The sequence below is a fragment of the Serratia sp. CY27727 genome (assembly GCF_052169275.1).
Taxonomy (GTDB): domain Bacteria; phylum Pseudomonadota; class Gammaproteobacteria; order Enterobacterales; family Enterobacteriaceae; genus Serratia; species Serratia sarumanii.
Map to the genome: position 1 here is coordinate 61296 of NZ_JBJNLB010000016.1, position 19945 is coordinate 81240.

Here is a 19945-nt window from a genome sequence, read left to right on the forward strand (position 1 = left end):
CCATCCCTCGACAATGATGAATGTTCTCCCCTTAACCCCGAGGAACCGCCGATGTCTCAACCGATCACCGAGCTTTACACCGACAGTGAATTTTTCAGCCCGTACGCCATGTCCGCCTTTGTCGTGCTGACGGAAAAAGGCATTCCGTTCACCGTGAAGACGGTGGATCTGGCGAAAGAAGAGAATAAAGAGGCGGCCTACGCGGCGCTGTCGCTCACCCGCCGGGTGCCGACGCTGGCCATCGGCGAGTTTCAGCTCTCGGAGTCTTCGGCGATCGCCGAATACCTGGAGGACATCCATCCGGCCCACGCCGTGTACCCGCGCGACGTGAAGCTGCGCGCCAAGGCGCGCGAGATCCAGGCCTGGCTGCGCAGCGATCTGCAGCCGATCCGCGCCGAGCGCTCGACCGAGGTAGTGTTCAACAACGGCAAGTTCCCGCCGCTGTCCGAAGCCGCACAGGGCGCCGCACGCAAGCTGATCGACGCCGTCGAAAAGCTGCTGAGCCACGGGCAGGACAATCTGTTCAGGGAGTGGTGCATCGCCGACACCGATCTGGCGCTGATGCTCAACCGGCTGGTGATGCACGGCGATCCGGTGCCGGAGCGCCTGCGCCACTATGCGCACAAGCAGTGGCAGCGCCCGTCGGTGCAGGCCTGGCTGGCGTTGTCGGAAAAACGGCGCGCCTGAGAAAAAAATCGGCGGCCACGACGCCGCCGTTCTCAATGCCGAGAAACAACATCACTGCTTGAGGGAAGGCAAATCACCATCCAGAGGGCAGATAGCCTAACAATGAAGCGATGGCGTACACCGCGCTGGCCAGGTACAGCAGCACAATGCTGATCTGCAGCAGCGGGTGCGTGATCCAGTTGCACTGCCAGCGCGGCGTCTGGTCGCCATGTTTGCGCGCGCCGCGCAGGATCAGCATCGGCATGATCGACAGGATCACCCCGCTGAACACCCCGGCGAAGTAGAGCGCGTTGACGAACGACACCAGTCCGCTGTAGGCCAGCGCGAACGGCGGCACCACCACCAGCAGCAGCACGCCGAAGCGGCGCAGCGGCAGCTCGTCGTTGCCCAGCCTGAACTTGTCGAAAATATTGGTCAGGAAGCTGCCGCCCAATCCCCAGTAGGAAGTCAGCATCGCGCACAGCGCGAAGATGTTGGCGGAGAAGAACGCCCACTGCCCCAGCGCCTGGCCCCAGGAGATGGTGGCCACGTCGGAGATGCCATCCAGCCCGCTGAGCGCGATCACCGACATCGGCACCGCCGCCAGCAAAATGAAGGTCACCGCCATGCCGACGATGATCGCCTTCGGCAGCTGCTCCGGCTTGTCGGCAAAGCCGCGCGCCATTTCCGGCACGATGTACTGCGCCGAGAAGCAGAACACCACCACGTTGAACACCGGCACCATATAGCGCCAGTCGCCGTCCAGCAGGTTGCGCATCTGGGTGGTGTCTTTCAGCAGCGTCGCCGCCACCAGCGCGGTCAGCATCACCACCATGCCGATGCTGATGAACTTCTCGCCGCGGCCGATCGCTTTCAAACCGAGATACAGCACGCCGGCGGCGGGCACGAAGAACAGCAGGCTGCCCAGCGCCGGCGAGATGCCGAACAGCGATTGCAGCAGCTTGCCGCTGCCGGTCATGTAGGCGGTAAGCGCCCCGACGCTGTTGACGCACACCGAAGCGAACATCAGCCAGGCGCCCAGGCCGCCGACGTAGCGCTTCGCCAGCCCGCTCAGCTGCAGATGCGCGCGGGTGCGCAGCGTGGATTCGGCGACGTACAGCATGGTGATGGTGGTCAGGCTCCCCACCAGCACCAGCCAGAACAGCAGCGGCAGGAAACCGGCCTTGCTGGAGGCGTAGGCGATGGAGAGCACCCCGGCGCCGATATTGGTGCCGACGATCATCGCCACCCCTTCAAGGAAACTTAACGATTTGGCGGGTGCAGGTGCTCGCACCCCGGCGGCAAGCGCCGGAGAAACAGAGGTATTATCAGACATGCATCATCCTTTATCGCCCGGCGACGCTGGCCGCCGGGATGGGTTAACGTCCTGACGCTCAACGGCTCACATCGATACACAGGTATTTCAGCTCCAGATATTCTTCTATCCCGTAGCGCGATCCTTCACGCCCGAGCCCTGACTGTTTCACGCCGCCGAACGGCGCCACTTCGTTGGAAATCAGCCCGGTGTTGATGCCGACCATGCCGTACTCCAGCGCTTCCGGCACGCGCCACTGGCGCGCGGCGTTCTGCGTGAACAGGTAGGCGGCCAGGCCGAATTCGGTGTCGTTGGCCATGGCGATGGCTTCCGCCTCGTCATGGAAGCGGAACAGCGGCGCCACCGGCCCGAAGGTCTCTTCTTTGGCGAAGCGCATTTTCTGCGTCACGCCGGTCACCACCGTCGGCTGGAAGAAGGTGCCGCCCAGCGCGTGCGGCTGGCCACCGGTGGCGATCTGTGCCCCTTTGATCAGCGCGTCGTCGATATGGCTCTGCACCTTCGCCACCGCATCGCTGTCGATCAGCGGCCCCTGGGTGGTGCCTTCCTGGCTGCCGTCGCCGACTTTCAACTGCTCGACCGCCGCCACCAGTTTCTCCGCCAGCCGCTCGTAGATGCCGTCCTGCACGTAGATGCGGTTGGCGCAGACGCAGGTCTGGCCGCTGTTGCGGAACTTGGAGGCCATGATGCCCGCCACCGCCGCGTCCAGATTGGCGTCGTCGAACACGATGACCGGCGCGTTGCCGCCCAGCTCCAGCGACAGCTTCTTGATGCTCGGCGCGCACTGCGCCATCAGAATGCGGCCGACCTCGGTCGAACCGGTAAAGCTCAGCTTGCGCACCACCGGGCTGTCGCACAGCACCTTGCCCACCTGCGCCGCTTCCCCGGTCACCACCTGCAACACGCCGGCGGGAATGCCGGCGTCCTGCGCCAGCTTGGCCAGCGCCAGCGCGGTCAGCGGCGTTTGCTCGGCAGGTTTGACGATGATGGTGCAGCCCGCCGCCAGCGCCGGCGCCACCTTGCGGGTGATCATCGCCGCCGGGAAGTTCCACGGGGTGATGGCCGCGCACACGCCGATCGGCTGCTTCACCACCACCAGGCGCTGCGAAGCCTGCGGCGCCTGCAATACCGCGCCGTCCACCCGCTTGGCCTCTTCGGCGAACCAGGTGATGAACGACGCGGCGTAGGCCACTTCGCCGCGCGCTTCCGCCAGCGATTTACCCTGCTCGGCGGTCATCAGCTGCGCCAGATCTTCCTGTGCGGCCAGCACCTTGTCGGCCCAGGCCAACAGCAGCGCGGAACGCTGCTTGGCGGTCAGCTGTTTCCAGTCGTTTTGCGCCCGCTGCGCCGCCGCGATCGCCTGCTGGGTTTCCTCTTCGCTGACCAGCGGAATGCTGGCCAGTTCGGCGCCGGTGGCCGGGTTGATCACCGCTTCGCGCTTGCCGCTCAGGGCATCGCACCATTCACCGTTGATCAGACACTGGCTGCGCAGCAGCTCGGGATTGTTCAATTTCATGCCGTTCGCTCCTTAGTGAGCCAGCGCGCGAGACAGAATGCCCATCGCCTTGGTGAACTGATCGTCCGGGATGGTCAGCGGATACAGGAAGCGGATCACGTTGCCGTTCACGCCGCAGCTCAGCAGCAGCAGCCCTTCTTCCATCGCCTTCTGCTGCACCTGACGGGTGATCTCCGCCGAAGGCTTGCCGGTAGCCGGATCGTTGAACTCCACCGCCACCATCGAACCTTGCGCCCGCACATCCGCAATTGCCGGGCTGGTTTTGCGCGCCTGCTGCAGCACTTCCACCAGGTGCTGCCCCAAGCGCTGGGCGCGCTGGCACAGCTGCTCTTCGTCGATCACGTCCAGCACCGCGTGCGCCGCGGCCACCGCCAGCGGGTTACCGGCGTAGGTGCCGCCCAGCCCGCCCGGCGCCGGCGCGTCCATCACCTCGGCGCGGCCCGCCACCGCCGACAGTGGCATGCCGCCCGCCAGGCTTTTCGCCATGGTGATCAGATCCGGTTTAACGCTGTAGTGCTCCATGGCGAACAGCTTGCCGGTACGGGCGAAGCCGGTCTGTACTTCGTCGGCAATGAGAAGAATGCCGTGCTGGTCGCACAGCGCGCGCAACGCCTGCATAAAGTCGGCCGGCGCCACGTTGAAACCGCCTTCGCCCTGCACCGGCTCCAGCACGATCGCCGCCACCTGCTTGGGATCGATATCCGCTTTAAACAGGCGATCCAGGCTGTTCATCGCGTCTTCGGTAGTCACGCCGTACAGCGCATTCGGGTACTGGCCGTGGAACACCGAACCGGGGAACGGCCCGAAGCCCAGTTTGTAAGGCGCCACTTTGCCGGTCAGCGCCATGGTCATGTAGGTACGGCCGTGGAAACCGCCGCCGAAGGTGATCAACCCCGGGCGGCCGGTGTAAGCGCGGGCGATCTTCACCGCGTTTTCCACCGCCTCCGCGCCGGTGGTGAAGAAGGCGGTTTTACACGGGCCGGCGATCGGCGCGCGCTGGTTGATGCGCTCCGCCAGCGAGACATAGCTTTCGTAAGGAACGATCTGATAGGCGGTGTGGGTGAAGGCCTGCAGCTGCTTTTCAATCGCGGCGATCACCTTCGGGTGGCGATGGCCGGTGTTCAGCACGGCGATCCCCGAGGCGAAGTCGATCACTTCTCTGCCTTCCACATCCCACAGCGTGGCGTTCTCTGCGCGCTCGGCGTAAAAACCACACATCACGCCCACTCCGCGCGGGGTGGCGTCCTGACGGCGTTGGTTCAATTCTGCGTTTTTCATGCTGTTCTCTCCGGTCGGTGCCAGTTACACGTTTCGTTCACATTCGTGAAACAATGCCGTTTATTTACACAGGATGTGGCCCTATAATCGAGTGCCAGTTACGAATAATTGAGGGATCCAATTGCGCTCATTGAGTGGTGATCTGTTGCTGCAGCGCCTCGGCGAGCAGCCCGATGACAAGCTGCACAAGCGGCTTTACAACGCGATCCGCACCAGCATTCTCGACGGCAGCCTGCCGCCCTCCAGCCGCTTGCCCGCCTCGCGCGATCTGGCGCAGGAGCTCAGCCTGTCCCGCAACACCGTATTAACCGTTTATGAACAACTGTTGGCGGAAGGCTACGTATCGGCGCGCGCCGGCAGCGGCACCTTCGTCGCCGACACGGTGCCGGACAGCTGCCTCTCCACCGGCGGCGCGCCGGCCGACGGCAGCGGGCAACCGCGGCGCGTCGAGCTGTCCGAGCGCGGCGCCACGCTGCTGCACCACGCCAGCGCCAGCCCCAAACAGTGGGGGGCGTTCATTCCCGGCGTGCCCGACGTCAACGCCTTTCCCCATCAGCTGTTCAGCAAGATCCAGGCGCGCCTCAGCCGCCGCCCGGCGCCGCAGCGGCTGACCTACAGCAATCAGGGCGGCAGCCCGGAGCTGCAGCATGCGTTGGTGGAGTATTTACGGGTGGCGCGCTCGGTGCGTTGTTCGCCGGAACAGATCCTGATCACCGAGGGCATTCATCAGGCGATCGATCTGGTGACGCGCATGCTGTGCAATCCGGGGGATGACGCCTGGATCGAAGAGCCGGGCTATTGGGGGATCCGCAATATCCTGCGCATCAATGCGCTGAACATCTGCCCGCTGGCGGTGGACGAAGCCGGGCTGGTGCCGCCGGAGCAGCCGACCACCCCGCCCCGCCTGATTTTCGTCACTCCGTCGCACCAGTATCCGCTCGGCTCGGTGATGAGCCTGGCGCGCCGCCAACGGCTGCTGGCGCTGGCGCGCAACGCCGGCGGTTGGATCGTCGAGGACGATTACGACAGCGAATTCCGCTTTTCCGGCCAACCGATCCCGGCGCTGCAAGGGCTGGAGGCCGACGCGCCGGTGATTTATATCGGCACCTTCAGCAAAACGCTCTATCCGGCGCTGCGCCTCGGCTATGTGGTGTTGCCGCCGCCGCTGGTGCAGGCGCTGAAAACCGCTCACGCCGAGCTGTACCGCGGCGGGCACCTGCTGATCCAGAGCGCGCTGGCGGAGTTTATTCAGGCGGGGCATTACACCGCGCATATCCGCCGCATGCGGCTACTGTATGCCCGGCGGCGCGCTTTCCTGACCGGCTTGATCGAACAGCATCTCGGCAAACAGGCGCTCAGCGAGTTCAACAGCAACGCCGGGCTGCATCTGATCCTCAACCTGCCGGACGAGGCCGACGACGTGGCGATCGCCGCCGCCGCCGGCGCGCGCGGGGTGCTGGTGCGGCCGCTGTCGCGCTACTACATGCAGCCCAACCGCCGGCGCGGCCTGCTGATGGGGTTTGCCTGCGTACCGGAAGAGCAGATGGCAGCCGCCTTCACCCAGCTGCTGGCGTGCATCAACGCGCCCGAAATGAAAAAGGCGGCTCCTTAGGGCCGCCTTCGCGCGTTACCAGGCCTGAAGCCGCCAACCGTCCGCCTGCCGGTGCAGACGGTGCGTCGGCCGCAGCGCCTGCAGGAAGTCTTCGTCGTGCGACACCACCAGCATCGCGCCGGGGAAATCCGCCAGGGCGGTTTCGATCGCCAGCGACGACGCCAGATCCAGGTGGTTGGTCGGTTCGTCCAGCAACAGCAGCTGCGCCGGTTGCCGCCGCCACAGCGCGCAGGCCAGCGCCGCCTTCAGCCGTTCGCCACCGCTCAGCGCGCCCAGCGGCAGCGCGATGCGATCGGCGCCAAGCTGCAACTGCGCCAGCCGGGTGCGCAACGCGCCTTCCACCAGCGGCGAATCCTGCAGCCCGAGATGCTCCATCACCGACAGGCTCGGGTCGAGCTGCGACAGGGTTTGATCGAGATAGGCCGTCGACAGCGGGCAATGACAATGGCCGGCAAGCGGCGCCAGCTGGCCGAGAACGGTCTTCAGCAAGGTGGACTTGCCGCAGCCGTTAGGGCCGGTCAACGCCACGCGCATCGGGCCGTCGATCCGCAGATCCAGCGGCGGCGCGCTGACGAACGGCAGCTGCAGCTGTTCGAGCACCAGCACCTGCTTGTTCGCGCTCACATCACTGCCCGGCAGCGCCAGCAACACCGGCTGTTCCTCTTCCACCCGCTGATAGGCCTCGCGCACCGCCGCATCGAGGCTGTCGCGCTGGTCCTGATGTTGTTTGCGCAGCGTGCCGAGGCTCTCCTTCGCCGCCGATTTGTAGGCCACCCGCTCGAAAGAGGCGATATTGAGCGTATCGACGACGCGCAGCGTTTGCGCCGAGCGCCGCTGGCTCATGTCGTGCTCTTTCTGTTGCCGGGCGCGGGTACGGCGGCGTTCCTCGCGCGCATGCTCCAGATCGGCGCGCGCCGCCTGCTGCTCCGTGTCGCGCTGGCGGCGGTAGTCGTCGTAGTTGCCGCCGTAGCTGCGCAGCGCGCCGGGCGTCAGTTCGACGATGCGCTCCATACGCCCCAGCAGTTGCCGGTCATGGCTGGCGATCAGCAGCCCGCCCTGCCACCGCTCCAGCTGCTGATACAGCCAGGCGCGCCCGGCGCTGTCGAGGTGGTTGGTCGGTTCGTCCAGCAGCAGATAATCCGCCTCCCCCAGAAAAGCGCCGCACAGCGCCGCGCGCATCCGTTCGCCGCCGCTCAAGTCGCATGCGGATCGCAACGGATCGAAGGCCGGCAGCCCGGCGGCGGCGAAGGCGCTTTGCAGGCGATCGTTGAGATCCCAGCGCCCTTCCAGACGATCGATGTCGTCCGCCAACGGCCGCCCCTGCTCGATGCGCGCCAGCGCGGCGAACACCTCGCCGTAGCCCAGCAGCTGCGCCAGCGTGGTGTCGGCCGCGATCTCCGGCTGCTGCGCAACGTAAGCCAATGCGGCATGGGATTCGACGTGCCCGTTGCCCGGCCGATCCCGCCCGGCGATCAGGCGCAGCAGCTGGGTTTTGCCGACGCCGTTGCGCCCCACCAGGCCGCAGCGCTGCCGATCGAAAGCGAGATCCAGCGGGCCGAACAGCGTTTCGCCGTCAGCAAATTGGCAGGTCAGTTGATGTAAAACGAAATAAGGGGACTGCGCAAAATGAGCCATAAGCACTCCTGAATGAGATCAAAACATCCCCACAGGGCGCGAGAGCGCACGGCGTGGGACCAGATATCAACAGGTGTGGTTGTTCATTTTCGGTTATGGCTCCGCAGAGAGAAGGAATTTGCAACGCGCAAAGGTTAACCGATCTTTTGTTCGTTATGCAAACAGTGTCTGAGATTCATGACGTCTATCACATTCGGCGCAACGCAGATTCCCAAGCGGCGCGACAACGGCTAGATTTATCTCATCCGACCACTTGTGTTCACATAATTATAACAACGGGCCCCGATTTCACCCGATGGAGAGTGCAATGAGCAATTACCCTCACCTGCTGGCGCCGCTGGATCTCGGCTTCACTACCCTGAAAAACCGGGTGCTGATGGGATCGATGCATACCGGCCTGGAAGAGCTGCCCGACGGCCCGCAGCGCCTGGCCGCGTTTTATGCCGAGCGCGCCGCCGCCGGCGTGGCGCTGATCGTCACCGGCGGCATCGCCCCGAACGAACAGGGCGTGGTTTTTCGCGGCGGTTCGATCCTCAACAGCGAGGAGCAATTGCCTCACCACCGCCCGGTGACCGAAGCCGTCCACCGGGCGGGCGGCAAAATTGCGCTGCAGATCCTGCACACCGGCCGCTACAGCTATCAACCCAAGCTGGTCGCCCCTTCCGCCCTGCAGGCGCCGATCAACCCGTTTACGCCGAGCGCGCTCAGCGAAGCGGAGATCGAGCAGACCATCGCCGACTTCGCCCGCTGCGCGGCGCTGGCGCAGCAGGCCGGCTATGACGGCGTGGAAGTGATGGGATCCGAAGGCTATCTGATCAACCAATTCTTGACGACGCGCACCAATCAGCGCGACGACCAATGGGGCGGCAGCTTCACCAACCGCATGCGCTTCGCCGTCGAGACCGTCAGGGCGGTGCGCCAGGCGGTGGGCGCGGAGTTCATTCTGATCTACCGGCTGTCGATGCTCGATCTGGTGGAAGACGGCTCCAGCTGGCAGGAGATCGAGCAGCTGGCGCTGGCGGTTGAACAGGCGGGCGCCACGATCATCAATACCGGCATCGGCTGGCACGAAGCGCGTATTCCGACTATCGCCACCATGGTGCCGCGCGCCGGGTTCAGCTGGGTGACCCGCAAGCTGATGGGCAAGGTCGGCATCCCGCTGATCACCACCAACCGCATCAACGATCCGGCGGTGGCCGAGCAGGTGCTGGCGGACGGCTGCGCCGACATGGTGTCGATGGCGCGTCCGTTCCTCGCCGACGCCGCCTTTGTGCAGAAAGCCGCCGAGGGGCGCGCCGACGAGATCAATACCTGCATCGGCTGCAACCAGGCCTGTCTCGACCAGATTTTTGAAGGCAAGCTGACTTCCTGCCTGGTCAACCCGCGCGCCTGCCGCGAAACCGAAATGCCACTGACAATGGCGGAGAAACCGAAAAAACTGGCGGTGATCGGCGCCGGCCCCGCCGGGCTGGCCTTTGCCACCACCGCCGCCAGCCGCGGCCATCAGGTGACGCTGTTCGACGCCGCCGAGCAGATCGGCGGCCAGTTCAACATCGCCAAGCAGATCCCCGGCAAGGAAGAATTCCATGAAACCCTGCGTTACTTCCGTCGCCAGCTGGCGCTGGGCGAAGTGACGGTCAGGCTGGGCGTCAAGGTCGAGGCGGCGGATTTAAGCGAATTCGACGAAGTGATCCTCGCCTGCGGCATCGTGCCGCGCACCCCGGACATCCCCGGCATCGGCCACGCCAAGGTGCTGAGCTATCTGGACGTGCTGCGCGATAAAAAACCGGTCGGCCAGCGGGTGGCGATCGTCGGCGCCGGCGGCATCGGCTTCGACACCGCCGAGTACCTCAGCCAGCACGGCGTGTCCAGCAGCCTGGATCAGGCGGAATTCAACCGCGAATGGGGTATCGACGGCCGCCTTGAGCAGCGCGGCGGGCTGGCGGCGCAAGGCCCTCAGGCACCGCGCGCCGCGCGGCAAATCTACCTGTTGCAGCGCAAAACCAGCAAGGTGGGCGAAGGCCTGGGGAAAACCACCGGTTGGATCCATCGCGCCAGCCTGGCGATGCGCGGCGTGAAGATGCTCAACAGCGTCAGCTATCGGCTGATCGACGACGAAGGGCTGCACATCACCCGCGCCGAGCAGGACAGCTGTCTGCCGGTGGACACGGTGGTCATCTGCGCCGGGCAAGAACCGCGCCGCGAGCTGCAGCAGCCGCTGCTGGCGATGGGGAAAACCGTGCATCTGATCGGCGGCGCCGACGTGGCCGCCGAGCTGGACGCCCGCCGCGCGATCGATCAGGGGACGCGGCTGGCGATGGCGCTGTAAAAAAAGGGGCGCACAGCGCCCCTGACATTGATGACAAACCTCATCCCCATGCCGGGTGGCAGAGAGCAGCGAATAGAAAACAAGGAAAATCAATTTATTGATTTTCGGCTGATAACCACAAAGGGGGGAAAAACCACGCTTTTTCCCCCCTTTGTCAACAGCATGAGGGGCGCACAGCTCCCTTGGTCATCACGCTCAGCGACGCGCGCCGGATTTCACCGCTCTCAAGATCACGAACTTCTTGTTCGAGGCCACCAGCGTGCAGTTGCCGAACAGACGCTTGAGCTTCTGGTGATAGTCGAGGTGGCGGTTGCCGACGATGCGCAATTCGCCGCCCACCTGCAGGCAGCGCTTGGCGTCGCAGAACATCTGCCAGGCGGTGTGATCGGTAATGGCGTGCTGCTGGTGGAACGGCGGGTTGCACAGCACCGCCTGCACGCTTTCGCGCTCGATGCCCGCCAGCGAATTGTTCACCTCAAACTGGCAGCGATCCAGCTCTTGCGGCAGGTTGTGCTCCACGTTCAGTTCGCTGGAGGCCACCGCCATGTAAGATTCATCGACGAAGGTCACCTGCGCTTCCGGGTTTTGCGCCAGCGCCGTCAGGCCAATCACGCCGTTACCGCAGCCCAGATCGACGATATGGCCGTTCAGGCCGCGCGGCAGATGCTCCATAAACAGGCGCGCGCCGATATCCAGGCTGCCGCGCGAGAAGACGTTGGCGTGGTTATGGATAAGCCAATCGGTGCCGTCCAGCGGCCAGTCGGTGGTTTCCGCCGCCGCCGCCGGCGGGACGATGTCCGCCGCCTGGCAGAAGATCAGGCGCGCTTTCTTCCACGCCAGGCTGGTGCGCGTCGGGCCCAGCACCTTTTCAAACAGCTGCATCGTCGAGGTGTGCACGTCGCGCGCCTTGGCGCCGGCGACGATCAGCGTGTCTTCGGTCACGACGTGGCGCAGCGCGCGCAGCTGCTGCTCCAGCAGCGCCAGCGCCTTCGGCACGCGAATCAACACCACCGCCGGCGCCGCCGGCAGCTCGGCCAGGCTGTCCAGCAGCGTAACCTGCTCGGGATCCAGCCCGTTGAGCTTGAGGTTGTGGCGCGTCGCCAGCTGGCTCATGTAGGAGTCGCTGACGCTGTAAGGGCGATGCGCGTGCAGCGCACAGGCCAGGGTGCCGAAGTTATCGTTGAAAATCAGCACCGGACGGCCGCCGATATCTACGTTTTCAAGCTGTTGCAGCAGATATTCGTCCGCCGCTTCCCACGCCTGCAGTTGGGTGGATTCTTCCTGTTGGGGATAACGCTCCAGCTCAAGTTGCTGTGTTCCCAGATCGAGTTGGCTCATTGCCCCTCCTGACTGATAAAATTTGGGCTGTTTATCCCCTAAAAACGCCCGTCAGTAAAATGTTTTTTCGGATAAATTGCGTATGCCAGGATTTGAGCGAAAAAACAGCATAGAATGACCGACTGAATGGCCGTTGATACGGAACAAGAATGTCTGAATTGACCTACCTCCAAGGCTACCCAACGCATCTGCAAAGCCAGGTGCAGCAACTGATCCATCAGAATCGGCTGGGAGACGTGCTGCTGCAGCGCTACCCGCAGGTGCACGGCTGCACCACCGACAAGTCGCTGTATCAGTTTACCGTCGATCTGAAAAACCAGTATCTGCGCAACGCCCAGCCGCTGAGCAAGGTGGCCTACGACAGCAAGATCCACGTCATGAAGCACGCGCTTGGCCTGCACACCGCCATCTCGCGCGTGCAGGGCGGCAAGCTGAAGGCCAAGGCGGAAATCCGCGTGGCGACGGTGTTCAAGGTCGCGCCCGAACCCTTTTTGCGCATGATCGTGGTGCATGAGCTGGCGCACCTGAAAGAGAAAGATCACAACAAGGCGTTCTACAGCCTGTGCTGCCATATGGAGCCGGATTACCACCAGCTGGAGTTCGATACCCGGCTGTATCTGACGCACCTTTCGCTGTTTGGCGAGCTGTATGCATAGCGAGTGAGGGCGTGATAATCTGCGGTTTTAGGCCTGGACCGGAGCTCGCCATGATTCGCTTTGCCGTCGTCGGCACCAACTGGATTACGGAACGTTTTATCGATGCCGCCCATGAAAGCGGCAAACTCAAGCTGAGCGCCGTGTATTCACGCTCGCTGGAACAGGCGCAGGCGTTTGGCGCCAACTATCAGGTCACGCAGTTTTTCGACTCGCTCGAGGCGATGGCGCAGTCTGACGCCATAGACGCGGTGTATATCGCCAGCCCCAACTCCCTGCACTGCCCGCAATCGCTGCTGTTCCTGCGCCATAAAAAGCACGTGATCTGCGAAAAACCGCTGGCCTCCAACCAGCGCGAAGCGGAACAGCTGGTCGCCTGCGCGCGGGAAAACCAGGTGGTGCTGTTCGAGGCGTTCAAAAGCGCCTATCTGCCGAATTTCCTGGCGCTGCAGCAGGCATTGCCTAAAGTCGGCCGGCTGCGCAAAGCCTTTATCAACTATTGCCAATACTCTTCGCGCTATCCGCGCTATCTCGCCGGCGAGAATCCCAACACCTTTAACCCGCAGTTTTCCAACGGCTCGATCATGGACATCGGCTACTACTGTCTGGCCAGCGCGGTGGCGCTGTTCGGCGCGCCGCAGTCGGTGCTGGCCAGCGCCACGCTGCTCGATACCGGCGTGGACGCCCACGGCACCGTCTGCCTGAACTACGGCGATTTCGACGTCACGCTTTCCCATTCCAAGGTCAGCGACTCGGCACTCCTCAGCGAGATCCAAGGGGAAGAAGGCACGCTGATTATCGACAAGATTTCCGAGTGCCAGGGCGTGGCGCTGACGCCGCGCGGCGGCAACCGGCAGGACCTGAGCCAGACTCAGCACATCAACACCATGCTGTATGAAGCGCTGGCCTTCGCCGAGCGGGTTGAGCAGCGTCAGGTGGAACATCCGGGGCTGGAGAATTCGCTGATCGTCGCCCGCCTGCTGACCGACATCCGCCGCCAGACCGGCGTCGTCTTCCCCGCCGACGGAGAATGAGATGAAACCGCTGCTCGTGATGCAAACCGGCGACGCGCCGCAGGCCATTCGTCAGGAATTGGCCAACTTTGATGGCATGTTCCTGCAACAGGGGAATATCGACGCCGAACGCGCGCACATCGTGCATCTGCCCGCCGGCGAAAGGCCGTTGCCGCCGGCCGCCTATTGCGGCGTGGTCATCACCGGCTCGCCGGCGATGGTGACCGAACGGCTCCCGTGGAGCGAGGAGGCCGCCGAATGGCTGCGTCAGGCGATGGCGATCAAACTGCCGCTGTTCGGCGTCTGCTACGGCCACCAGCTGTTGGCCTACGCGCTCGGCGGCGAAGTGGGCTATCACCCGCAGGGCATGGAGGTCGGCACGCTGGAGATCGAACTGCTGCCCGCCGCGGCCGACGATCGGCGGCTCACCCTGCTGCCACCGCGATTCAAGGCCAATCTTATCCACTCGCAGAGCGTGCTGACGCCGCCCGCCGGCGCGCAGACGCTGGCGCGTTCGCAGCAGGACGCGCACCAGATCCTGCGCTATGGCGATCACGCTCTGACCACCCAGTTCCACCCGGAATTCAACGGCGCGGTGATGAGCCAGTATCTGCAGTGGCTCGGCGAACTGCATCCTGAGCAGCAAGCCCGCTATCAACAGCAACAACAACAGGTTAGCGACACGCCGTTCAGCCGCCTGCTGCTGCAGGGATTCGTCGTCAGCCTCGGCGCGCAAAAAGCGATGGCCGGCTAACGCGATTCACGTTGACCGCCGACACATTTTGCATTACTTTCTGCTCTGCAAAGGGGAGTAACTTCATTGCCGGTCAATCGTCATTACGATGCGCAAGCATCCGGTTACCGGGCAACCTGATGTCAAAGGTGTAACCACCTTCATCAACGTTGTAAGTGAGACCTTGCCGGAAGGCGAGGTTTGCTTGCAACGTTCACAGAGCGGCTGGCGTCTTCCGACGTTGGCCGTTTTTGTTTTTGAAGGATACCTCTGATGATGAATTCCGTTGGCACACCGTGGTTATGGGGCAGCTTCGCCGCCGTCATAGTCGTGATGCTCGCAATCGATCTCCTGTTGCAGGGCCGTAAAGGCGCGCACACCATGTCTATGAAGCAGGCCGCCAGCTGGTCGCTGGTGTGGGTCAGCCTCTCCCTGCTGTTCAATTTCGGTTTCTGGTACTACCTGAATGAAACCGCCGGGCGCGCCGTCGCCGATACCCAGGCGCTGGCCTTCCTCACCGGCTACCTGATCGAAAAAGCGCTGGCGGTGGATAACGTGTTCGTCTGGCTGATGCTGTTCAGCTACTTCGCCGTGCCGGCCAACCTGCAGCGGCGGGTGCTGATCTACGGCGTGCTGGGGGCGATCGTGCTGCGTACTATCATGATCTTCGCCGGCAGCTGGCTGGTCAGCCAGTTCCAGTGGCTGCTGTACCTGTTTGGCGCCTTCCTGCTGTTCACCGGTATCAAAATGGCGCTGGCGAAGGAAGATGACTCGGCGATCGGCGACAAGCCGCTGGTGAAATGGCTGCGCAGCCACCTGCGCATGACCGACAACCTGGAAGGCGAGCGCTTCTTCGTGCGCCGCAACGGCATCCTGTTCGCCACCCCGCTGGTGCTGGTGCTGATCCTGGTAGAGCTGAGCGACGTGATCTTCGCGGTGGACAGCATTCCGGCGATCTTCGCCGTGACCACTGACCCGTTCATCGTCCTGACCTCCAACCTGTTCGCCATCATGGGCCTGCGCGCCATGTACTTCCTGCTGGCCAACGTGGCGGAGCGTTTCTCGATGCTGAAATACGGCCTGTCGGTGATCCTGGTGTTTATCGGCATCAAGATGCTGATTATCGACTTCTTCCACATCCCGATCGGCGTATCGCTGGGCGTGGTGGCGGGCATCCTGACGCTCACCTTGCTGATTAACGCCTGGGTCAACCGTCGCAACGATCGCCTGGCGAATAAACAACCATAATCTGTTATCCGGGGCGCTAGTCGCCCCGTGATTGTTTGGCAATTCCCCCAAAACGCCAAACGTTATTGCGATCACACAAATGTAACCAGTATGTTATCAAGTGTTGATCCGCGCTTAGAATTTCACCTTCGCCTCTTTCCAACATCATTCGATTGCTGAATACTGATTCGGCAAACACACTTAGTTACAGAATCATATAAAGCCACCCGGCGTCGTTCCCGCCGCGGCGGCCAGATAACATCAGGAAGAAAGCACTATGCAAAAACTACTACAAAAGATCACGCAGGGTAGCCTGGTCAAACAAATCATGGTCGGCCTGGTGGCCGGCATTCTGTTGGCGCTGGTTTCGCCGGCGGCGGCCTCCGCCGTTGGCCTGCTCGGTTCCCTGTTCGTCGGCGCGCTGAAGGCGGTGGCGCCGGTGCTGGTGCTGGTGCTGGTGATGGCCTCGATCGCCAACCATAAACAGGGGCAGAAGACCAACATTCGCCCGATCCTGTTCCTCTACCTGCTGGGCACCTTCGCCGCGGCGCTGGTGGCGGTCGTCGTCAGCTTTATCTTCCCTTCCACGCTGGCGCTGAGCACCGGCGCGACGGACATTACCCCGCCGGGCGGCATTGTGGAGGTAATGAAGGGCCTGTTGATGAGCGTGGTGGCCAACCCGTTCCATGCGCTGATTAACGCCAACTACATCGGTATTCTGGCGTGGGCCGTCGGGCTGGGGCTGGCGCTGCGCCACGCTTCCGAAACCACCAAGGGGCTGATCAACGACATGTCCCATGCGGTCACGCTGGTGGTGCGCGCGGTGATCCGCTGTGCGCCGCTCGGCATCTTCGGCCTGGTGGCTTCCACGCTGGCGGAAACCGGTTTCGGCGCGCTGTGGGGCTACGCCCAATTGCTGATGGTGTTAATCGGCTGCATGCTGCTGGTGGCGCTGGTGCTCAACCCGCTGATCGTTTACTGGAAGATCCGCCGCAATCCGTATCCGCTGGTGTTCGCCTGCCTGCGCGAGAGCGGCGTAACCGCCTTCTTCACCCGCAGCTCGGCCGCCAACATCCCGGTGAACATGGAGCTGTGCAAGAAGCTGAACCTGAATGAGGACACCTACTCGGTTTCCATCCCGTTGGGCGCAACCATCAATATGGCCGGCGCGGCGATCACCATCACCGTACTGACGCTGGCGGCGGTAAACACGCTGGGCATCGCGGTGGACGTTCCGACCGCCCTGCTGCTGAGCGTGGTGGCCGCCCTCTGCGCCTGCGGCGCCTCCGGCGTGGCCGGCGGCTCGCTGCTGCTGATCCCGCTGGCGTGCAACATGTTCGGCATTCCGAACGACGTGGCGATGCAGGTGGTAGCGGTCGGCTTTATCATCGGCGTGCTGCAGGATTCGGCGGAAACCGCCCTCAACTCCTCCACCGACGTGCTGTTCACCGCCGCGGCCTGCCAGGCGGAAGACCAGCGGCTGGCGAACGAAGACCCGCTGAAGGTGCGTTAATCCCACCCTGGCTGCATTGCAAAGGCGCTCTTTCGAGCGCCTTTTTTGTCAGCCTTACAGCGTCACTCCGCTTTTAAAGATCGCCAGCTCGCGGAAATCGTTGGCTTCATTGCGCGCCGGACGGCCGTTGGCGATCTCGACGATCAGATCGACGAAGCGGCTGAGCAAGGTCTCCATCGCCACCCCGTGAACCAGACCGCCGGCGTCGAAATCGATCCAGTGCGGTTTCTTCGCCGCCAGCTCGCTGTTGGTGGCCAGCTTCACCGTCGGCACAAAGCCGCCGTATGGCGTGCCGCGCCCGGTGCTGAACAGCACCATATGGCAGCCGGCGCCGGCCAGCGCGCTGGTCGCCACCGCGTCGTTGCCCGGCGCGCTGAGCAGATTCAACCCCGGCACGCGCAGCCGCTCGCCGTATTTCAGCACATCCACCACCTGGCTCAGGCCCGCTTTTTGGGTGCAGCCAAGCGATTTCTCTTCCAGCGTGGTAATGCCGCCGGCCTTGTTGCCCGGCGACGGGTTCTCATAAATCGGCTGTTGATGGGCGATGAAATAGCGTTTGAAATCGTTGATCATGTCGACGGTTTTGTCGAAAGTCTCCCCATCGCGGCAGCGGCTCATCAGGATGCGCTCGGCGCCGAACATCTCCGGCACTTCGGTCAGCACCGTGGTGCCGCCATTGGCGATCACATAATCGGAAAACCGTCCCAGCAGCGGGTTGGCGGTAATGCCCGACAGTCCGTCCGAACCGCCGCACTCCAGGCCGAACTTCAGCTCGCTCAGGCGGCCCGGCTCGCGGCGATCGTGGCGCATCTCACGGTACAGCTCGTGCAGCAGCCCCAGCCCGGCCTCCACCTCGTCGTCCTGCTGTTGGCACACCATAAAGCGCAGCCGCCGCTCGTCCGCCATCCCCAGCGTGGCGCGAAAGGCCTCCACTTGATTGTTCTCGCACCCCAGCCCGATCACCAGCACCGCGCCGGCGTTGGGATGGCGCGCCATGTTTTGCAGCATGATGCGGGTGTTGGCATGATCCTGTCCCAGCTGCGAGCAACCGAACGGATGGCTGAACAGATGCACGCCGTCGATCCCCTCCGCCTGCGTTTGCTGCAAAAAGCGCTGCTGGATCTGGCGGGCGATGCCGTTGACGCAGCCGACGGTCGGCACGATCCACAGTTCGTTGCGGATCCCCACGTCGCCGCCGGCCCGGCGGTACAGCTGCACCTCGCGATCCGCCGCCTGCGGCGGCAACGCCGGGAACTGCGGCTGGTAACGGTAGCTGTCCAGATCGCTCAGGTTGGTTTTGGCGTTTTGCGAATGAATATGTTCCCCGGGCCCGATGGCCGCGAGCGCGTGGCCGATCGGCTGGCCATATTTGATGATGTCCTCGCCCTTTGCGATCGGGCCGAGCGCAAACTTGTGCCCGCGCGCCACCGGCTGCGCCAGTTGAACGCGCTCCCCGTCCAGCTCAACCGTTTCTCCGGCGGCCAGATCGCGCAGCGCCACCGCCACGTTATCCTGCTCGTGAATCTTTATCGTACTTTGCATAAACCGGTCCCGGATAACGGCTACGCCAGTTCAATGGCGAAATAGTTTTTGGCGTTGTCGAAACAGATGTTTTTCACCATCTCGCCCAGCAGCGCGAGATCCGCCGGCGCTTCGCCGTCCGTCACCCAGCGGCCGATCATCTGGCAAAGAATGCGGCGGAAGTATTCATGCCGCGTATATGACAGGAAGCTGCGACTGTCGGTCAGCATGCCGACGAAGCGGCTCAGCAACCCGAGCTGCGCCAGCTGCGTCATTTGGCGCTGCATGCCGTCCTTCTGATCGTTGAACCACCAGCCAGAGCCGAACTGCATCTTGCCCGGCGTGCCTTCCCCCTGGAAATTGCCGATCATGGTGCCGATCACTTCGTTATCGCGCGGGTTGAGGCAATAGAGAATGGTTTTCGGCAGGCCGCCCTGCCGCGCCTGGGCATCCAGCAGCCGCGACAGCGGCTCCGCCAGCGGCCGATCGTTGATCGAGTCGAAGCCGATATCCGGCCCGACGGCGGCCAGCATGCGGCTGTTGTTATTGCGCAGCGCGCCGATATGGTACTGCTGCACCCAGCCGCGGCGCCGGTATTCGCCGGCCAGGAACAGCAGCACTGCGCTTTTGAACTGGGCGCTCTGTTCCGGGGTCGGCAGCTCGCCGTTCAGACGGCGCAGCAGGATCGCATCCAGCGCCGCTTCGTCGGCCTCGCCGAACACCACCACGTCCAGCGCATGATCGGCCACCTTGCAACCGTGGACGGCGAAGTGATCCATTCGCTTGTACAGCGCGTCGCACAGCGCGCTGAAGCGGCCGATGGCGGTGTCCGCCGCCGCCTCCAGCTGCCGCAGATAGTCGTTGAAGCCAGGCGCATCGATGGCGAAGGCCTTGTCCGGCCGCCAACTCGGCAACACCTTGATATCGAAGCTGTGATCGTCGGCGATCGCCCGATGGTGGCGCAGATCGTCGATCGGATCGTCGGTGGTGCCGACCATTTTCACGTTCATCTGCCGCATGATGCCGCGCGCGCGAAACTCATCCTGCGCCAGCAGCGCATTGCCGCGCTGCCAGATCTCATCCGCCGTGGCCGGCGACAGCAGCGTTCCGGTGATGCCGAACGGCCGACGCAGCTCCAGATGCGTCCAGTGATAGAGCGGATTGCCGATAGTGTGCGGCACCGTGGCGGCCCAGGCGTCGAATTTCTCGCGATCGCCCGCATCGCCGGTGCACAGCCGCTCCGCCACGCCGTTGGTACGCATCGCCCGCCATTTATAGTGATCGCCCCGCAGCCAGATATCGTACAGGTTGCTGAAGCGGGTATTCTCCGCGATCTGCTGCGGCGGCAAATGGCAGTGGTAATCGAAAATCGGCTGGTCCGCCGCGTAGTCATGATACAAACGCCGGGCAAATTCGCTGTCCAGCAGGAAATCTTCGCTCAAAAACGTCGCCATCTCGGGCTCCTTACCTTACTTGCCGTGCGGCATGGGGTTCGAATCACAAAAGTTATCACACCAATTTTAATGAGCGTCCAGCAAATTTTTCTCGACGCCTGCCGTTTTGCTGTCCCTTAATCCC

The 19945-nt window shown here is 63.3% G+C and carries 15 protein-coding genes; 8 read left to right on the forward strand and 7 right to left on the reverse strand.

Going from position 1 to position 19945, the window contains the following annotated elements:
- Positions 1 to 51 precede the first annotated feature (51 nt).
- Positions 52 to 687 (forward strand): glutathione transferase, encoded by a 636-nt coding sequence (gene yfcF, locus ACJ8HB_RS23695; protein ID WP_047570452.1) that lies wholly within the window; start codon positions 52 to 54, stop codon positions 685 to 687.
- Positions 688 to 760: 73 nt separating this feature from the next.
- Here the strand turns inward: yfcF and ACJ8HB_RS23700 are convergent, their stop codons facing one another.
- From ACJ8HB_RS23700 to ACJ8HB_RS23710, 3 genes are read right to left on the reverse strand one after another with little or no spacing between them, the layout of a single operon-like run.
- Positions 761 to 2002, reverse strand: a complete 1242-nt coding sequence (locus ACJ8HB_RS23700) for an aromatic amino acid transport family protein (protein ID WP_033649023.1) — start codon at positions 2000 to 2002, stop codon at positions 761 to 763.
- 58 nt (positions 2003 to 2060) lie between these two features.
- Entirely contained in the window at positions 2061 to 3515 is a 1455-nt protein-coding gene (locus ACJ8HB_RS23705; protein WP_033649022.1) for an NAD-dependent succinate-semialdehyde dehydrogenase, read from the reverse strand.
- 12 nt (positions 3516 to 3527) lie between these two features.
- Entirely contained in the window at positions 3528 to 4793 is a 1266-nt protein-coding gene (locus ACJ8HB_RS23710; RefSeq protein WP_047570450.1) for a 4-aminobutyrate--2-oxoglutarate transaminase, read from the reverse strand.
- Between the two features lie 121 nt (positions 4794 to 4914).
- Here ACJ8HB_RS23710 and pdxR point away from each other — a divergent pair, with 121 nt between their 5' ends.
- Entirely contained in the window at positions 4915 to 6405 is a 1491-nt protein-coding gene (gene pdxR / locus ACJ8HB_RS23715) for a MocR-like pyridoxine biosynthesis transcription factor PdxR (protein WP_033654788.1), read from the forward strand.
- A 15-nt stretch (positions 6406 to 6420) separates the two neighbouring features.
- Here pdxR and ACJ8HB_RS23720 read toward each other — a convergent pair whose 3' ends face one another.
- A complete protein-coding gene (locus ACJ8HB_RS23720) occupies positions 6421 to 8040 on the reverse strand; it encodes an ABC-F family ATP-binding cassette domain-containing protein (RefSeq protein WP_047570448.1) in 1620 nt (539 codons plus the stop codon).
- A 307-nt stretch (positions 8041 to 8347) separates the two neighbouring features.
- Here ACJ8HB_RS23720 and ACJ8HB_RS23725 point away from each other — a divergent pair, with 307 nt between their 5' ends.
- Complete coding sequence (locus ACJ8HB_RS23725; protein WP_047570447.1) at positions 8348 to 10369, forward strand: oxidoreductase; 2022 nt, start codon at positions 8348 to 8350, stop codon at positions 10367 to 10369.
- Between the two features lie 195 nt (positions 10370 to 10564).
- Here ACJ8HB_RS23725 and rlmG read toward each other — a convergent pair whose 3' ends face one another.
- Positions 10565 to 11707 carry a 23S rRNA (guanine(1835)-N(2))-methyltransferase RlmG gene (rlmG, locus tag ACJ8HB_RS23730; protein WP_047570445.1) on the reverse strand — a complete coding sequence of 381 codons (1143 nt, stop codon included), beginning with the start codon at positions 11705 to 11707 and terminating at the stop codon, positions 10565 to 10567.
- A 149-nt stretch (positions 11708 to 11856) separates the two neighbouring features.
- Here rlmG and ACJ8HB_RS23735 point away from each other — a divergent pair, with 149 nt between their 5' ends.
- The 5 genes from ACJ8HB_RS23735 to sstT all read left to right on the forward strand — a co-directional run bounded on the left by ACJ8HB_RS23735 (position 11857) and on the right by sstT (position 16846).
- The gene (locus tag ACJ8HB_RS23735) at positions 11857 to 12363 is read left to right on the forward strand and encodes a M48 metallopeptidase family protein (RefSeq protein ID WP_033649016.1); all 507 of its coding nucleotides are present in this window, start codon (positions 11857 to 11859) and stop codon (positions 12361 to 12363) included.
- Between the two features lie 50 nt (positions 12364 to 12413).
- Entirely contained in the window at positions 12414 to 13394 is a 981-nt protein-coding gene (locus ACJ8HB_RS23740) for a Gfo/Idh/MocA family protein (protein WP_047570444.1), read from the forward strand.
- A 1-nt stretch (position 13395) separates the two neighbouring features.
- Positions 13396 to 14127: a glutamine amidotransferase gene (locus tag ACJ8HB_RS23745; RefSeq protein WP_015379152.1), complete on the forward strand. Its 732-nt coding sequence runs from the start codon at positions 13396 to 13398 to the stop codon at positions 14125 to 14127.
- A gap of 252 nt (positions 14128 to 14379) precedes the next feature.
- Positions 14380 to 15354, forward strand: coding sequence for a TerC family protein (locus tag ACJ8HB_RS23750; protein WP_033649013.1), 975 nt, complete (start codon positions 14380 to 14382; stop codon positions 15352 to 15354).
- A 256-nt stretch (positions 15355 to 15610) separates the two neighbouring features.
- Positions 15611 to 16846 carry a serine/threonine transporter SstT gene (gene sstT / locus ACJ8HB_RS23755; protein ID WP_033649012.1) on the forward strand — a complete coding sequence of 412 codons (1236 nt, stop codon included), beginning with the start codon at positions 15611 to 15613 and terminating at the stop codon, positions 16844 to 16846.
- Positions 16847 to 16900: 54 nt separating this feature from the next.
- On the opposite strand, the gene ACJ8HB_RS23760 is transcribed toward sstT, so the two are convergent.
- Both ACJ8HB_RS23760 and uxaC read right to left on the reverse strand, forming a co-directional pair.
- Positions 16901 to 18388 (reverse strand): UxaA family hydrolase, encoded by a 1488-nt coding sequence (locus tag ACJ8HB_RS23760; protein WP_033654795.1) that lies wholly within the window; start codon positions 18386 to 18388, stop codon positions 16901 to 16903.
- Between the two features lie 20 nt (positions 18389 to 18408).
- Positions 18409 to 19821, reverse strand: a complete 1413-nt coding sequence (gene uxaC / locus ACJ8HB_RS23765) for a glucuronate isomerase (RefSeq protein WP_094860188.1) — start codon at positions 19819 to 19821, stop codon at positions 18409 to 18411.
- Positions 19822 to 19945 lie beyond the last annotated feature (124 nt).

Excerpts from the sequence above, each read along its gene's own strand:
- yfcF (WP_047570452.1), top strand. The coding sequence starts at position 52 with ATGTCTCAACCGATCACCGAGCTTTACACCGACAGTGAATTTTTCAGC.
- ACJ8HB_RS23700 (WP_033649023.1), bottom strand. The coding sequence starts at position 2,002 with ATGTCTGATAATACCTCTGTTTCTCCGGCGCTTGCCGCCGGGGTGCGA.
- ACJ8HB_RS23705 (WP_033649022.1), bottom strand. The coding sequence starts at position 3,515 with ATGAAATTGAACAATCCCGAGCTGCTGCGCAGCCAGTGTCTGATCAAC.
- ACJ8HB_RS23710 (WP_047570450.1), bottom strand. The coding sequence starts at position 4,793 with ATGAAAAACGCAGAATTGAACCAACGCCGTCAGGACGCCACCCCGCGC.
- ACJ8HB_RS23720 (WP_047570448.1), bottom strand. The coding sequence starts at position 8,040 with ATGGCTCATTTTGCGCAGTCCCCTTATTTCGTTTTACATCAACTGACC.
- ACJ8HB_RS23725 (WP_047570447.1), top strand. The coding sequence starts at position 8,348 with ATGAGCAATTACCCTCACCTGCTGGCGCCGCTGGATCTCGGCTTCACT.
- rlmG (WP_047570445.1), bottom strand. The coding sequence starts at position 11,707 with ATGAGCCAACTCGATCTGGGAACACAGCAACTTGAGCTGGAGCGTTAT.
- ACJ8HB_RS23735 (WP_033649016.1), top strand. The coding sequence starts at position 11,857 with ATGTCTGAATTGACCTACCTCCAAGGCTACCCAACGCATCTGCAAAGC.
- ACJ8HB_RS23740 (WP_047570444.1), top strand. The coding sequence starts at position 12,414 with ATGATTCGCTTTGCCGTCGTCGGCACCAACTGGATTACGGAACGTTTT.
- ACJ8HB_RS23745 (WP_015379152.1), top strand. The coding sequence starts at position 13,396 with ATGAAACCGCTGCTCGTGATGCAAACCGGCGACGCGCCGCAGGCCATT.
- ACJ8HB_RS23750 (WP_033649013.1), top strand. The coding sequence starts at position 14,380 with ATGATGAATTCCGTTGGCACACCGTGGTTATGGGGCAGCTTCGCCGCC.
- sstT (WP_033649012.1), top strand. The coding sequence starts at position 15,611 with ATGCAAAAACTACTACAAAAGATCACGCAGGGTAGCCTGGTCAAACAA.
- ACJ8HB_RS23760 (WP_033654795.1), bottom strand. The coding sequence starts at position 18,388 with ATGCAAAGTACGATAAAGATTCACGAGCAGGATAACGTGGCGGTGGCG.
- uxaC (WP_094860188.1), bottom strand. The coding sequence starts at position 19,821 with ATGGCGACGTTTTTGAGCGAAGATTTCCTGCTGGACAGCGAATTTGCC.